This is a genomic window from Jujubicoccus corallicola (genome assembly GCF_047345645.1).
Lineage (GTDB): Bacteria > Pseudomonadota > Alphaproteobacteria > Rhodobacterales > Rhodobacteraceae > JBLEFH01.
Window position 1 is genome coordinate 293,715 of sequence record NZ_JBLEFH010000001.1, and the last position, 14,086, is coordinate 307,800.

Here is a 14,086-nt window from a genome sequence, read left to right on the forward strand (position 1 = left end):
TGATGGTTAATATATAGGCATTATGCGGGTTGGCGGGCCTGCCGCGAGGCAGCGGCGTTGCGGCGGGCGGACCAGAGGAAAGCCGCGATAAAGAAGAGGGTCAGCACGAGAATGATGGTCGGGGCGGGGGCGCTGTCGATCCAGAGGCTCATATAGGTGCCGAGGAATCCGCTGATGAGTGTGACCGCCACGGCGACGAGCTGCATGGCGACGAAGCGGCGGGTGATCAGGAAGGCGATGGCGCCCGGCGCGATCAGAAGGCCGATGGCGAGGATGATGCCGACGGCTTTGAGCGCGGCGACCACGGCGAGGGAAATGGCGGCGAGCAGTCCGTAATGGAGCCATGTGACCGGAAGGCCGAGCGCTTCGGCCTGCACGGGGTCGAAAGCGTGGAGCATCAGGTCGCGGCCCTTGAGGATGAGGAAAATCGTGATCGGCAGGCTGACGGCAAGGGTCGTCCAGATATCGGGCCACCAGATGCCGAGCATGTCGCCGAAAAGGATATGGTCGAGATGGACCGAGGTGGGGCGGGCCACATACATCACCGTGCCGAGGCCGAACATCCCGGCGAAGACGACGCCCATGACGGTGTCCTGTTTCACCCGGCTATTCTCGCCGAGATAGCCCGTGGCGACGGCGCAGAACATGCCGGCCGCGAAGGCGCCGAGGCCGATGGGCAGGCCGATCCAGTAGGCCAGCACCACACCGGGCAGCACGGCATGGGAGATCGCGTCGCCCATGAGCGCCCAGCCTTTGAGGACAAGAAAGCAGGACAGGATGGCCATCGGCACCGATAGGATCAGCAGGATCAGCATCGCGTTCTGCATGAAGGGCAGTTGGAACGGGAGCAGCAGATTATCCATTGAGCGCCTCCCGTGCCCGCGCCTTGGCGGCGAGAATCCCGTGTTTGGGGGCAAAGACGAAGGCGACCAGGAAGGTCAGGGTCAACAGGCAGACGATGATCCCGCCGGTCGCGCCGTCGAGGAAATAGGAGAGATAGGCCCCGAAGAAGCTGCATCCTGCGCCGATGGCGACCGAGAGGATGATGAGGCGGGGAAAGCGGTCCGTCAGCAGATAGGCGGTTGCGCCGGGGGTCACGACCATCGCGATCACGAGGAACGCGCCAACGGTTTGCAGCGCGGCGACCGTGGAGGCGGAGAGCAGGGTAAAGAACAGCACCTTCATCAGATCGGGTTTGAGGCCGATGGAGCGGGCATGGGCCTCGTCGAAAAACACCACCATCAGATCGCGCCATTTCAGCGCCAGAATGGCGATGGAGACGATGCCGATGATGGCGAGTTGGAGCGTGTCCCCCGGCGAGATGGCGAGGATATTGCCCATGGTGATGGTCTGGATATTCACCGAGAGCGGGTTGATCGAGACCATGAAGAGGCCGAGGCCGAAGAAGCCGGTGAAGATGAGGCCGATCACCGTGTCTTCGCGGAGTTTGGTGCGGGCGTTGAGAAAGAGCATCGCGCCCGCCCCGAGACCGCCCGCGAGGAACGCGCCGATGGAGAAGGGCAGGCCGAGCATATAGGCCCCGGCCACCCCCGGCACGATGGCGTGGGAGAGCGCATCGCCGATCAGCGACCAGCCCTTGAGCATGAGATAGGCCGACAGGAACGCGCAGACGCCGCCAACGAGGGCCGAGACCCACATCGCGTTCCACATATATTGATAGGCGAAGGGCTCAAGCATCTTCGTCCTCGGCATGTTCGGCAACGAAGGGGCGCTCATCATCGGAAAGGATCGTGCGGCGGCCCACGGCGTGGCTGCGCAGCACGCCGCCGAACGCTTCTTCGAGGTTCTCGCGGGTGAAGACCTCCGAGGTCGGCCCGGCGGCGAGGACCGTGCGGTTGATCAGCACGGTCCGGTCGCAAAATCGGGGGACTGAGCCGAGATTGTGGGTCGAGACCAGCATGACATGGCCCTCATCGCGGAGCGATTTGAGGAGCGCGATGATCTGGTCCTCGGTTTTCACATCAACGCCGGTGAAGGGCTCGTCGAGCAGGATTAGTTTGGCGTGCTGTGCCAGCGCGCGGGCGAGGAACACGCGCTTTTTCTGCCCGCCGGACAGCTCGCCGATTTGCCGTTTGCGGTAGTCCAGCATGTTGACGCGGGTGAGCGCCGCCGTGACCGCCTCATGATCGGCGGCTTTGGCGCGGCGGAGCGGGCCCATATGGCCGTAGCGGCCCATCATCACGACGTCTTCGACCAGCACCGGGAAAGACCAGTCCACATCTTCGGATTGCGGGACATAGGCAATCGCGCCCTCCCGCTGGACGGTTTTCACCGCTTTGCCGTCGATCATCACGCTGCCCCGAGCAAGCGGGACGAAGCCCATCACGGCCTTGAACAGCGTCGATTTGCCCGCGCCATTCACGCCGACAAGAGCGGAGATCGTGCCGCCGGGGGCTTCGAAACTCACATCATGGATGGCGGTGTGGCCATTGGGGTAGATGACGGTCACATCTTGGGCGATCAATCCGTTCATGGGGCCTCCAGGGCGGTGACGATCCGGCCAGCGGTGGTTTTGAGAAGGTCGAGATAGGTCGGGACGGGGCCGTCTGGCTCGGACAGGCTGTCGACGTAAAGCACACCGCCATAGCGCGCATCGGTCTCGCGGGCGATCTGCTCGGCAGGATCAGGCGGGACCGTGGATTCGGAGAACACCACCGGGATGTCATGCTCCCGCACCCCGTCGATCACCGCGCGGACCTGACTGGGCGAGCCTTGCGCATCGGCGTTGATGGGCCAGAGATAGAGCTCATTCAGCCCCAAGTCGCGCGCAAGATAGGAGAAGGCCCCTTCGGAGGTCACCAGCCAGCGATGATTTTCGGGCAGGGCGGCGATGGTCTCACGGTAACCCGCGACGACGCCTTCGATCTCCGTTTTATAAGCGGCGGCATTGGCGGCGTAGGTTTCCGCATTGGCGGGGTCCACCTCGGAAAACGCGTCGCGGATATTGTCGACATAGACGAGCGCGTCAGAGGCGGACATCCACGCATGAGGGTTTGGGTTGCCATCATAGGGGCCGGAGGTGATGGAAATCGGCGCGATCCCGTCGGTCAGGGTGAAGGAGGGTTTCTCGCCGATATTGCGCAGGAAGCGCTCAAACCACGTCTCTAGATTCATGCCGTTGCGCAGGATGACGTCGGCATCCACGGCGCGCAGGAGATCGCCGGGGGTGGGCTGATAGTAATGCACCTCCGCGCCCGGTTTGGTGATCGAGACGACCTCCGCCGCATCGCCCGCCACGTTTTGCGCCATGTCGGCGATGACGGTGAAGGTGGTCACGGCCTTGATCTTCTCGGCCTGCGCCGGAAGGGCGAGGGCGGTGAGCAGGGCAATTGAAGGAAGTTTCAGCAATCTCATGGCGAAATTGATAATCATTATCATTTTAGATTGCAAGCGGCGTAAAGGAAAACCCGCGCACCGGCGGGTGGCGGGTTTTCGAAGTGTAGATTGGGCCCGGATCAGAAGAGCGGGGCCGGGCCGCTGCTGACGACGCTGCCGGCCGGGATCATGGAGAGATCCTGCGCCATGTCATCGGCGAGATCGGAGAGGGCCGCGCCCTGAGCGGCGGCGATGTTCTGATACACATTGCCCTGCGGGTTCGGGTAGGGAATGTCGTAGGAGAAGTTATAGGCGCCCTCATAGGTGCCGGTATTCGCCGCCGTGACGAAATACTGGCCGGAGAACATGAGCGAGTCGTCATCGCCGACGAGTTTGTCCACCTTCACCGAAATCCGCAGATCGGGGCGCGAGAGCATCGGCCAGGGCTCGGCGGCCACGGCGGCGCTCACACGCTGCGACAACTGGCTGGCGAGCCGCTGGGTGATCGCGCGCGGCGGCTCATCGGCCCAGATATTGCGCGAGGACATCGAGACGACGCCGGAGTCGTTCGCGACCGCCATTTCGGCATCCGCGGCATAGAGCGGCAGATCGACCGTCGCGACCTCGATCCCGCGCGCGGCCACAGGAAGGCGGCTTTGGGCGGGCGTCTCGGGCATCAGGTGATTGTTCTCGCCAAGGATCATGGCACAGCCGGACATCAGGGGGAAAAGCAGGAGAGCTGTCAGTTTACGCATGGTTTACCGTCCAAAAATCAGCGAGTTGGGGTTGCGCTGGATCGCGGTGACGAGCGCATTGACTGCCCTTGAGGCTTCCCTGATCTCACGCAGGGTGTCAACCGTCTCGCGGTTCAGCTGTCCGCGATCCTGAAGCGTTGCAAGGGTTTGATCGGCTCGCGTCGCAAGGGCGCTGAACTGATCGGCGAGGGCAGGCAGATCGCGCGCGACGGCGGCGATTTCATCCGCGGCCACCTCGGCGCTCTGCATGGTGTTCTCCGCCGCAGCAAGGGTGCTGTTGAGGTTTTCAACCGCGCCGCCTTCCCGCAGCTCGGCGGCCACGAGGCGGACCTCGTTGAGGCTCTGCTCCAGCGCACGCGGCAGATCATCCACACCATCGGCGGCCAGAAGCGCGTCGAAATCATCGACGAGCGTGGTGGTCGAGGTGATGAGATCCTCCAGCGGCAGGCCGTTGGCCTTGGCGACAAGCTGCTCCATCTGCTCGACAATCGCGGGCAGACCTTCGGCGCTGTCCTCGATGGCCAGGGCCGCGCCGGCGGCGCTGTCAAGGGCCTGGGTCAGCTTGGCGGCGGCTTCGCTTTGCTCGATCTCTTCGAGAATGGAGCGCAGGCTGGCCATGGAGGCGGCCACATCGCCCGGCACGGACTGCACCACATCGCCGTCCACAAGGGTGCGCATATCGGTGATGAGGGCGAGAACCTCACCCGGCACCGCTTGCGTTTCCTCGCGGCGGGCGATGTCGGTCAGCGAGTTCATTAGCGTGATCGCGCTGTCGAGAAGTTCTTCGACCGGCAGGTTGTTGATGCGGCCCATCAGACCCTGCGCCGAAGTGGTCAGCTCGTTCGGGTCCGCCGGGATCGACGGCATTTGTGGGTAAGGCTCACCCAACATGTCGAGACCGGCGGGCACCGCGTCGGCGTCCTCCACGAGATTCACCTGAAGCGAGCCGGTGAACATGTTGGCGCTGGCCAGCTGCGCGCGCAGGCCGTTGCGGACCTGTTCGGCGAGGAATTCGTAAATCGCCTCATCCTCACTGCTTGCGGGAAGGCCGATGCGGCCCGCCGCGACGCTGATTTCGGTGTAGAGAAGGACGGCGTTCTGCTCGCCCTCCACCTGACGGACGCGAGCCGAGATGTTCTCAACCTCGCCGACTTTCAGGCCGCGATAGGAGACCGGCGCGCCGACTTCGAGGCCCTGAAGCGTGCCGTCGAAAATCACCTGAAGCGAGACGCGGTTGCCCTGCTCGCGGGAAAAGATGGAGTCGCGGGCGTCCTGCTGCTCTTCGTAGAGGGTGAAGATGCGCTCAGGATCGACGGGCTCGCCGCCGGAGACGAAGGTGTCAAACGAAATGCCGCCCTGAAACAGCGTCATGAGCGAGCCGACTTCGAGTTCCGCCCCCGAGGCGCCGATGTTCAGATCGAAGCCGCTGGAGTTCCAGAAACGGGTGACGGAGGTGATGCGCTCGTCATAGGGCGCGTCGATGAAGCCGGTGATGAGAACCTGATCGGTGGTCTCTTCAAGGTCCACATCCTCAACCGTCCCGACCTGAATCCCCTTGAACATGATGGGCGAGCCGGTGGTGACGGAGCCGCCCGTGGGTGTGCGCAGGCGGACCCGCATCCCGGACTGGTCCGGCGGGGTGAGCGGTGCTTTTTCAAGCCCTTGGAAGGAATAGGTGCGCTCGCCGCGCTCGGTGTCCCAGCTCCCGGCGAGATAGACGCCCGACAGCACCGTATCGAGGCCGGAGACGCCGGAGGCCGAGATCGTCGGGCGGACCACCCAGAACTGCGCGTCCTGGTCGATATACTCATCGACTTCCTGATCGACGCGGACTTGCAGGATCACCTGGCTGATGTCGTCGCTGAACCGGATGTCCTCGACCACGCCGACCTCCACATCGCGGAAGCGCAGCACGGTTTCGCCCGCGGCCACACCGGAGGCGTTGGAAAAAGCGATCTCGATGATCGGCCCCTGGTTGCGGTAATTCGACCACGCGATGCCGAGCGAGATCAGCAGGGCCAAAATCGGCACCAGCCAGACCATGGAGATATTGCCGCGCCAGCGGCTGCGCTTGTTCTCGATCACCAGATCATCGGTGGCGGTGCTTTGGGTCTCGGGCGTCTCTTGGGGCGTGCTCATGTATTCTTTTCCCATTCTGCATCCCACATGGTGCGGGAGTCGAAGGCCTGTGCGGACAACATCGTAAAGATAACGGAGAGGGCGAAAAAGATCGCGGCGATTCCGGGGCTTGCGTTCACCAATGCGCCAAATTGGACCAGCGCGGCCGTAATCGCAACGACAAACACGTCGATCATCGACCAGCGGCCGATATATTCGACGATGTGATAAATCTTGAGCCGTCCCTCATGGCGCATGTCCCAGCCACGCTGGACGGAGAGGGCAAGGATCGCGATGACGATGAACTTGCCGACGGGCACCGCGACGGAGGCGATGCCGATAATGGCGGCGATGGCGTAGTCGCCGTAATGCCAGAACTCGATCACGCCCTCGACAATGGTCGCGCCGGAATCGCGGCCAAGCTGGTGCATGATGAGCATGGGGTAGAGATTGGCGGGGATATACATGATCAGCCCGGCGAACCACCATGCCCAAAGGCGCTGGAACGCGCGGTCATGGCGCGATTCCACCTTGTTGCCGCAGCGCGGGCAAAATTCGGAGTCGCCGGTCATGACCTTGTTGCAATTCAAGCATCCGATCAGGCCAGCTTCCCGGGCCGTCAGTCGGCCTGATATTTCTCGAGCATTTCCCATATCGTCCACTTGCTTAAAATACTGTCGGACATGACCACCATGAGGACCATGCCGCAGAAGGCCCAGAAGGCCGGTCCGATTTCCACATGCGCAAGGCCCGCCACTTTCACGAGGGCGACGGCCACGCCGATGATGAAGATCTCGGCCATCGACCACGGTTTGAGTTTCTCGGCCTGATGGAAGGCGCGCGCGGCGTAAGGCAGGAGCGGGCGCGAGAGCCGCATCGGGACCAGCACATAGCAGAGCAGCACCGCGCGCAGCACCGGCAGCACGATGATCTGCCCCGCCACGATCAGCGCGAGCGGGGTCATGGCCCCGCCGACAAACACGTCGATCGCGTCAATGATGGAGGCGCTGTTGTTCACCCCGCTGGCCGAGAGGCGCAAGAAGGGCATGGTCACGGCGGCGATCATCAGGATCGCGATGCCGAAGGACGAGGCGATCATCCGGTCGATCGTGTTGCGCGTCGCCGAGATCAGCACCGTGTGGCAGCGGTGACAGCGCGCACGTTCATCGGGCGGCAAATGCCGCTCCTCATAGATCAGATCGCAGGTCGGGCAGCAGATCAGGTTGTTGAGTTCGATCCCTTTTGCTGGCCCGGAGGTGGCTTTAGGCATCTTTCACCGACAGGCAGATATATTTCATTTCCAGATAATCCTCGATCCCGTGGCGCGAGCCTTCGCGGCCAAGGCCGGACTGTTTCACCCCGCCAAATGGGGCCACGGGGGTCGAGATGATCCCGGTATTCACGCCGACGATGCCATATTCCAGCGCCTCCTGCACCCGCGTCACGCGGCTGATGTCATTGGCGTAAAAATAGCTGGCGAGGCCGTAGATCGTGTCATTGGCCGCGTCGATGGCCTCCTCTTCCGTCTCGAATTTGAAGAGCGGGGCGAGCGGGCCGAAGGTTTCCTCGGTCGCGAATTGCATCTCGCGGGTCGCGCCGGTCACGATGGTCGGCTCGAAGAAGCTGCCGCCGAGTTCATGCCGCTGGCCGCCGGTGAGGATGTCGCCGCCTTTGGACGTGGCATCGGCGATATGCTCCTCGACCTTCTCCACCGCCTTTTCGGTGATGAGCGGGCCAAGATCGCTGTCCTCCATGCCGTTGCCAACACGCAGCTTTTCCACGGCTTTTTGCAGTTTTTCGGCGAAGGCATCATAGACACCCGCCTGCACGTAAATCCGGTTGGCGCAGACGCAGGTCTGGCCATTGTTGCGGAACTTACACGCAATCGCGCCCTCAACCGCCGCGTCGAGATCGGCGTCGTCAAACACGATGAAGGGCGCGTTGCCGCCAAGCTCCAGCGAGATTTTTTTGATCTGGTCGGCGCATTGCCCCATCAGGATGCGGCCCACCTCGGTCGAGCCGGTGAAGGTGAGTTTGCGCACATCCGGGTTCTCGCTGAACTCCTTGCCGATATCGGAGGAGCGCGACGAGGTGATGACCGAGAACAGCCCCTTCGGCATCCCGGCGCGTTCGGCGATCACGGCGATGGCGAGGGCCGAGAGCGGGGTCTCGCCTGCCGGTTTCGACAGGAAGGCGCAGCCAACCGCGAGGGCCGGGGCCATTTTGCGCGTAATCATTGCGTTCGGGAAATTCCATGGGGTGATCGCGCCGACGACGCCGACCGGCTGGCGGATCACGCTCAAGCGTTTGTCGGGTTGGTGGCCGGGGATGGTCTCGCCGTAAACGCGCGGCGCCTCCTCGGCGAACCATTCGAGGAAGGACGCACCGTAGCCGATCTCGCCCTTCGCTTCGCTCAGTGGCTTGCCCATTTCGGCGGTGAGGATGATGCCGAGATCCTCCTGCGCCGCCATCATCTGGCGATACATTTCCTTGAGCAAATCCGCGCGGGTCTTGGCCGTCTCCGCCGCCCATGCTTTCTGCGCCTTCACCGCTTCGGCAATGGCGCGCTTGGTCTCGTCCCGGCCCAGATTGGGCAGGGTGGCGAGCACTTCGCCGGTTGCCGGGTTGGTCACATCGAAGGTCGCGCCGTCATCGGCATCGACCCATTCGCCCGCCAAAAACGATTTGGTAGCCAGCAATGCAGGATCGGAGAGACGGGATTTCAGGTCGCTCATGTGGTGCTCCGTTTTTTCTGCTGCGCGAGCAGTTCCTCATGCAAAATCCGCGCGTTGCGGGCATTCGAGCGGTTGGCGAAATCCAGAAGATCGCCCGCGAAAGGCACGAGGCCGATCACGTAATCCACACCGGTATGGAACGCCATGCGGCCCAGAACCCGCTTGCGAGCGCCAAGCCGCGCGCCCTCGAAGATCAGCATCCCGGAGAGGCCGAGCGAGGCCGTGTCGCCCACGACCGGCAAGAGGCCGATGATCCCGTCCCACCCGAATTTGAACCCGCCGATGGAGTATTTCGTGTCGAGCCAGTTGGCGAGTTTCTCAATATGGGCGAAGTCCTTGCCACCCTTCGGCGCACCACCATCGGCGATGTCCTCGGTGCGGCCTTCCACCCAGACCTGATCGTTGAGTTCGCGTGTTTCCGTCATCTCGTTCATGCCGCCACCGGCATCGTGTCGCGCAGGGTCCCGCGCAGTTTCATCTTCTCATGCCATGTCGCGAGTTGCGCATGGCCGGTCCGCCAGTCCTTGTCATTATGGCGGAAATCCATCCAGTCGCAGGTGATGGCGACGGCGAGGCTTCCCATCGTGACCGGGCCATTCAGCACACCCATCCACCGTTCCTCAAGCGCATCAAAGCCGCGCGCGACCTTGTCCCATTGCGCTTCACGCCAGCCCTCCCACTGATAGGCTTCGGGACGTGAACGATGCTCATAAACGCGCAAAACGCCTGCGTCGAGCATCCCATGGGCCGTGGCCTCCAAAGTCAGCGCGTCAAATCGCCGCGGACCGGTGGGATAGAGCTTTCCGCCTGAAATCTCGTCGAAATACTGGCAGATGACCCGGCTGTCATAAAGGCTCGGCCCGTCATAGCGCTCCAGCGCCGGGATTTTCCCAATGGGGTTCTGGTTGATCGGCAAATTGCCAATATCGGTCGGATGCCCCATCACGGAGACCCGCTCGACCTTGTCTTCTTGGCCAGCTTCGAGACAGGCCACCCAGGCCAGACGTGCGAAAGGGGATGCGGGGGACCAGTAAAGTCTCATCATGCGGGCTCCTCTATGCTTGGGGAGGAAGATAAGCGCCCTTATCGCTGCCCGCAATGTTTCACGCAGCGGTAAGTCTCCCGCCATGTTGCCCGTTTATCACAACATCGCAAAGGGTGCCGACCTCTTGCGGAGTGTCCAGCATCACCTCGGCAAAGCCCTTGGTGCGGCCCATTTGCGGATTCTCGGTGAGGATCTGATGGCGCGCGCCGATCTGCGCGGCGAGGTGCTTTTCAACTTGCGCCTCGCCAAGCGCGCGCAGCCGTCCGGCCCGCTCCTTGCCAATCGCGCGCGGCACTTGCGGCATCCGCGCGGCGGGGGTGCCTTGGCGGGGCGAGTAGGGGAAGACATGCAGCCAGGTGAGGTCACATTCCTCCACCAGTTTCAGCGAGTTGGCGAACATCTCTTCGGTCTCGGTCGGAAAGCCCGCGATGATATCCGCGCCGAAGACCATATCGGGCCGCAGCCGCCGCGCCTCTTCGCAAAAGGCAATCGCATCGTCGCGCAAATGGCGGCGTTTCATGCGCTTGAGGATCATGTCATCGCCCGCCTGAAGCGAGAGATGCAGATGTGGCATCAGGCGCGGCTCCGTCGCGATCGCTTCCATCAGGCGTTCATCTGCCTCAATCGAGTCGATGGAGGAGATTCTGAGGCGCGGCAGGTCCGGCACGAGTTTGAGGATGCGCATCACCAGATCGCCAAGCTGCGGCTGGCCGGGCAGATCCGCGCCCCAGCTCGTCATATCGACGCCGGTGAGCACGACCTCCTGATAACCGCGATCCACCAAACGCTTGATCTGCTCGACCACCACACCTGCCGCGACCGAGCGTGAATTGCCGCGGCCATAAGGAATAATGCAGAAGGTGCAGCGGTGATCGCAGCCGTTTTGAACCTGCACAAAGGCGCGGGCGCGGGTGCCGAACCCGTCGATCAGGTGGCCCGCCGTATCGGTCGCCGACATGATGTCATCGACGCGCACTTTCTCGCTTTCGCCAATGAAATCCGGCCCCTTGGCGATACTCTGCCAGCTTTCGGCGCGCATTTTTTCCAAGTTGCCGAGGACGAGATCAACCTCGTCCATTTCGCGGAAGGTCTCCGGCTCGGTCTGCGCCGCGCAGCCGGTCACAATGATTTTCGCGCCCGGCTTCTCACGGCGAATGCGGCGAATATCCTGCTTGGCTTTGCGCACGGCCTCGGCAGTCACGGCGCAGGTGTTGATGACCTCCGCGCCGGCCAGCCCGGCCTCGGCGGCGAGTTCCTTCATCGCCTCGGTCTCGTAAGCGTTGAGGCGGCAGCCAAAGGTATGGAATTGCGGCGCGCTCATGACCAGACCCCGTCGAACACATGGGTCGCTGGGCCGGTCATCCAGACGCCGTCGGTTCGCCAGTCGATCTCCAGATCGCCGCCATCGAGCGTGATGCGGACCGTGCGCCCGGTCAGCCCGCGCTCCGCCGCGATCACCGCCGCCGCGCAAGCGCCCGAGCCGCAAGCCTGCGTGATCATCCCGCCGCGCTCCCAGACTCGCATCCGCAGATGGTCCGGGCCGATCAGCGAGATAAACTCGACATTGGTGCGCTCCGGGAAGAGTGGGTCATGCTCGAAACGCGGGCCAAGGGTGGGCAGATCCGCCGCCTCCGCATCCTCGACGACAAACACACAATGTGGATTGCCCATGCCAACCGCCGAGGGTGATCCGTCCAGCGGTAGCGCCATCGGGTCCACATCGCGCGCCAGAGGGATCTCGTCCCACGCCTGCTGCGGCAGGCCCATATTGACCGTAAAATTCTCACCCGAGCGGGCAATCGGCAGCAGCCCGCGATCCGTCTTGAGCGCGCCCGTCTCGGCGCCACTCTCATTCAGCAGGATCATCGCAAGGCAACGCGACGCATTTCCGCACGCGCCCGCCCGGCTGCCATCGCTGTTGAAAAAAGTGATCCGCGCCGTGGCCTCCGCGTCGTCCTCAATCGCCGCCAATTGATCGAAACCGATTCCCCGATGCCGGTCCCCCATCCGCGCAACAAGATCCGCGCCGGGCAGAGCGCCGCCCGCGCGCAAATCGAGAATCACGAAGTCATTGCCCAGCCCGTGCATTTTGCGAAATGTCACAGGCGCAGCACTGGGGTTGCCCATGGCTCAAGCCTTTCCGAAAGCCCCGCATTTACAGGGAAGGAGAGAAGATAACCACCCCCGGCAAAAAAATCGAGTCCCATTGCTTACTTTCGGCTTGACCCTCCGCAGCCCCGGCCCTAGGTTCCGCCGCGTTGGGCCCGTAGCTCAGTTGGTAGAGCAACTGACTTTTAATCAGTGGGTCACAGGTTCGAATCCTGTCGGGCTCACCATTTTCGACAATGAAAGATGACACGAAGTTTGTCTCTTTTTCTCGGAAAACACCTGGTTCTGCGCATCCCGAAGCTCATGGGGTGAACTCCGGTCACGAGAGAACCAAACTTTGAATAAAGCCAGCTTATAAACGCGGGTTCAAAGAGGCGTAGGGCATATCTGCGCCTCCAGTCCGTGGCTTCAGTGGGCGAGATCGGCTATGGACTTGTATGTCTGGGATAGCCGCTCATAGAGTGTTTCATAGATGGTGAAATGCCGTCTGTAACGGTCATGGATTTGTGCATCTGGATCAAAGCGCTTGCCAAGGCGGGTCATCCTGTCCGCGGTTTCGGTTATGGATGACGTCCCGCAAAGGCCGATGCCCGCCGCAGCATGAATCGCTGCCCCAAGCGCGGTCACCTCGTCCTGCTCACAGACCTGAACATAACATCCGGTCAGATCGGCGAGGAGCTGGCACCACAGGGAACTGTTTGCTCCGCCGCCCATGACGATCAAGCCTTCAATAGGCTTGCCTCTGGCGTCGTTTACGCCGTTAAGGCAGAGATTGATGTCAAAGGAAATGCCCTCAAGTATCGCGCGATACATCTCGGCCTGACCGTGCGAACCTCGCCACCCGATAAAGGCCCCCCGGGAATCACCATCCCAGTGAGGCGTCATACAGCCGTTGAAGTATGGAACACAGAACAGTCCGTCTGAGCCGGGTGGGACCTTTCTTGCCATCGCTTCAAGGCGGGCTTCGGCGGATTCTCCTGTTTCCTTATCGCCTTCAATTTCGAATTTACGGATGAACCAACTGATCAGATAGGACCCGTTGGCCACCAAGCATTCAAGATAATACGTGCCCGGCGCGTAGCCGACCAAAGTGCGGTAGGCCGGGCTGTAGCTGTAATTGGTTGCGGCTGCTCCAAGCGCGATACCGGTGCCAAGCGACAAATAGGCAAGGTCTCCCCCTGTCACATTTGCGCCGACACCAGCGGCCTGACCATCGCCGACGGTTGAAATGACCGGCAATCCCTGAGGCAGACCCGTCTTGCGCGCGACTTCATCTGTGATTTGCCCGACGGTTTCACCGGTTTGCACAAATGGAGGGAAGTGATCCTTGGTGAGGCCCGCCAGAGAGATGACCTCTTCCGCATAGTCTTCGCTGTTCAGATCGACAAGACTGAGCGTATCGGCGGTTGCGAAACATGTGGCGCGAATGCCGGTGAGCTTGTGCATAAGATATCCGCTTACATCATAGACGGTCTTTGCACGGCGGATGGATTCAGGCTCATTTTCATAAAGCCATATAAGCTTATAAAGGCCATTTACCGTCGCCGGAGGCTTGCCTGTGATAGCGTGAACTTTTTCGCTTCCCAAGCGCTCTACCTGTTCTGTCGCTCGCGTATCCATCCAGACGATAGCCGGTCGGACAGGCTCGTCATTCTCGTCAAGAAGCACCACGGTTTCGCGCTGGCAGGTCACCGCGATCGCCTTCATCTCCGAAAGGTCGATCTGTGACTTCAAATCATCAAGTGCCGTGTAAAGTCCTGAGACCCAGTCCCTACAATCCTGTTCATGCCAGCCCGGTTTCGGCTCGTTCATTGTCAGGCTAGCGCGTCCTATCGCGATCTGATGTCCATCCTGATCAAAAACGACAGCCTTAACGCCCGATGTGGACGAATCCACCCCGATCACATAATTCATGGCTCCCCTCCATCAATAATCTGATTATTGAATAATGTAGTTAGAAAGCTGTGCGTGTCAATTAATCCTTTCGA

14 protein-coding genes and 1 tRNA gene are annotated in these 14,086 nt (G+C 61.8%); 1 reads left to right on the top strand and 14 read right to left on the bottom strand.

Annotation, left to right across the window (positions count from 1 at the left end; all coding sequences use genetic code 11):
- Positions 1 to 20 precede the first annotated feature (20 nt).
- The 13 genes from ACMA5I_RS01410 to dapF form a co-directional block, all read right to left on the bottom strand.
- Positions 21 to 863: a metal ABC transporter permease gene (locus ACMA5I_RS01410; protein ID WP_525884434.1), complete on the bottom strand. Its 843-nt coding sequence runs from the start codon at positions 861 to 863 to the stop codon at positions 21 to 23.
- Positions 856 to 1,698 carry a metal ABC transporter permease gene (locus tag ACMA5I_RS01415; protein ID WP_525884435.1) on the bottom strand — a complete coding sequence of 281 codons (843 nt, stop codon included), beginning with the start codon at positions 1,696 to 1,698 and terminating at the stop codon, positions 856 to 858. The genes ACMA5I_RS01410 and ACMA5I_RS01415 overlap by 8 nt, the downstream gene beginning before the upstream one ends.
- Positions 1,691 to 2,494 carry a manganese/iron ABC transporter ATP-binding protein gene (locus ACMA5I_RS01420; protein ID WP_525884436.1) on the bottom strand — a complete coding sequence of 268 codons (804 nt, stop codon included), beginning with the start codon at positions 2,492 to 2,494 and terminating at the stop codon, positions 1,691 to 1,693. Before ACMA5I_RS01420 ends, ACMA5I_RS01415 begins: the two co-directional genes overlap by 8 nt.
- Positions 2,491 to 3,375, bottom strand: a complete 885-nt coding sequence (locus tag ACMA5I_RS01425) for a metal ABC transporter substrate-binding protein (RefSeq protein WP_525884437.1) — start codon at positions 3,373 to 3,375, stop codon at positions 2,491 to 2,493. The genes ACMA5I_RS01420 and ACMA5I_RS01425 overlap by 4 nt, the downstream gene beginning before the upstream one ends.
- A gap of 101 nt (positions 3,376 to 3,476) precedes the next feature.
- Positions 3,477 to 4,091: a PqiC family protein gene (locus ACMA5I_RS01430; protein WP_525884438.1), complete on the bottom strand. Its 615-nt coding sequence runs from the start codon at positions 4,089 to 4,091 to the stop codon at positions 3,477 to 3,479.
- 3 nt (positions 4,092 to 4,094) lie between these two features.
- On the bottom strand, positions 4,095 to 6,230 hold the full coding sequence (locus ACMA5I_RS01435) for an MlaD family protein (RefSeq protein WP_525884439.1): 2,136 nt from the start codon (positions 6,228 to 6,230) through the stop codon (positions 4,095 to 4,097).
- Positions 6,227 to 6,781, bottom strand: coding sequence for a paraquat-inducible protein A (locus ACMA5I_RS01440; RefSeq protein ID WP_525884440.1), 555 nt, complete (start codon positions 6,779 to 6,781; stop codon positions 6,227 to 6,229). The genes ACMA5I_RS01435 and ACMA5I_RS01440 overlap by 4 nt, the downstream gene beginning before the upstream one ends.
- Positions 6,782 to 6,828: 47 nt before the next feature.
- The gene (locus ACMA5I_RS01445) at positions 6,829 to 7,479 is read right to left on the bottom strand and encodes a paraquat-inducible protein A (RefSeq protein WP_525884441.1); all 651 of its coding nucleotides are present in this window, start codon (positions 7,477 to 7,479) and stop codon (positions 6,829 to 6,831) included.
- The gene (locus ACMA5I_RS01450; RefSeq protein ID WP_525884442.1) at positions 7,472 to 8,944 is read right to left on the bottom strand and encodes an NAD-dependent succinate-semialdehyde dehydrogenase; all 1,473 of its coding nucleotides are present in this window, start codon (positions 8,942 to 8,944) and stop codon (positions 7,472 to 7,474) included. The genes ACMA5I_RS01445 and ACMA5I_RS01450 overlap by 8 nt, the downstream gene beginning before the upstream one ends.
- A complete protein-coding gene (locus ACMA5I_RS01455) occupies positions 8,941 to 9,378 on the bottom strand; it encodes a DUF4112 domain-containing protein (protein ID WP_525884443.1) in 438 nt (145 codons plus the stop codon). The genes ACMA5I_RS01450 and ACMA5I_RS01455 overlap by 4 nt, the downstream gene beginning before the upstream one ends.
- A complete protein-coding gene (locus ACMA5I_RS01460) occupies positions 9,375 to 9,989 on the bottom strand; it encodes a glutathione S-transferase (protein ID WP_525884444.1) in 615 nt (204 codons plus the stop codon). The genes ACMA5I_RS01455 and ACMA5I_RS01460 overlap by 4 nt, the downstream gene beginning before the upstream one ends.
- 58 nt (positions 9,990 to 10,047) lie before the next feature.
- A complete protein-coding gene (gene mtaB / locus ACMA5I_RS01465) occupies positions 10,048 to 11,310 on the bottom strand; it encodes a tRNA (N(6)-L-threonylcarbamoyladenosine(37)-C(2))-methylthiotransferase MtaB (protein WP_525884445.1) in 1,263 nt (420 codons plus the stop codon).
- Positions 11,307 to 12,116 carry a diaminopimelate epimerase gene (gene dapF / locus ACMA5I_RS01470; protein ID WP_525884446.1) on the bottom strand — a complete coding sequence of 270 codons (810 nt, stop codon included), beginning with the start codon at positions 12,114 to 12,116 and terminating at the stop codon, positions 11,307 to 11,309. The genes mtaB and dapF overlap by 4 nt, the downstream gene beginning before the upstream one ends.
- A 133-nt stretch (positions 12,117 to 12,249) precedes the next feature.
- Between dapF and ACMA5I_RS01475 the strand changes: the two genes are divergently transcribed.
- Positions 12,250 to 12,325 (top strand) — tRNA-Lys (locus tag ACMA5I_RS01475).
- 181 nt (positions 12,326 to 12,506) lie between these two features.
- Here ACMA5I_RS01475 and ACMA5I_RS01480 read toward each other — a convergent pair.
- Positions 12,507 to 14,012, bottom strand: a complete 1,506-nt coding sequence (locus tag ACMA5I_RS01480) for a xylulokinase (protein ID WP_525884447.1) — start codon at positions 14,010 to 14,012, stop codon at positions 12,507 to 12,509.
- Between the last annotated feature and the right edge of the window lie 74 nt (positions 14,013 to 14,086).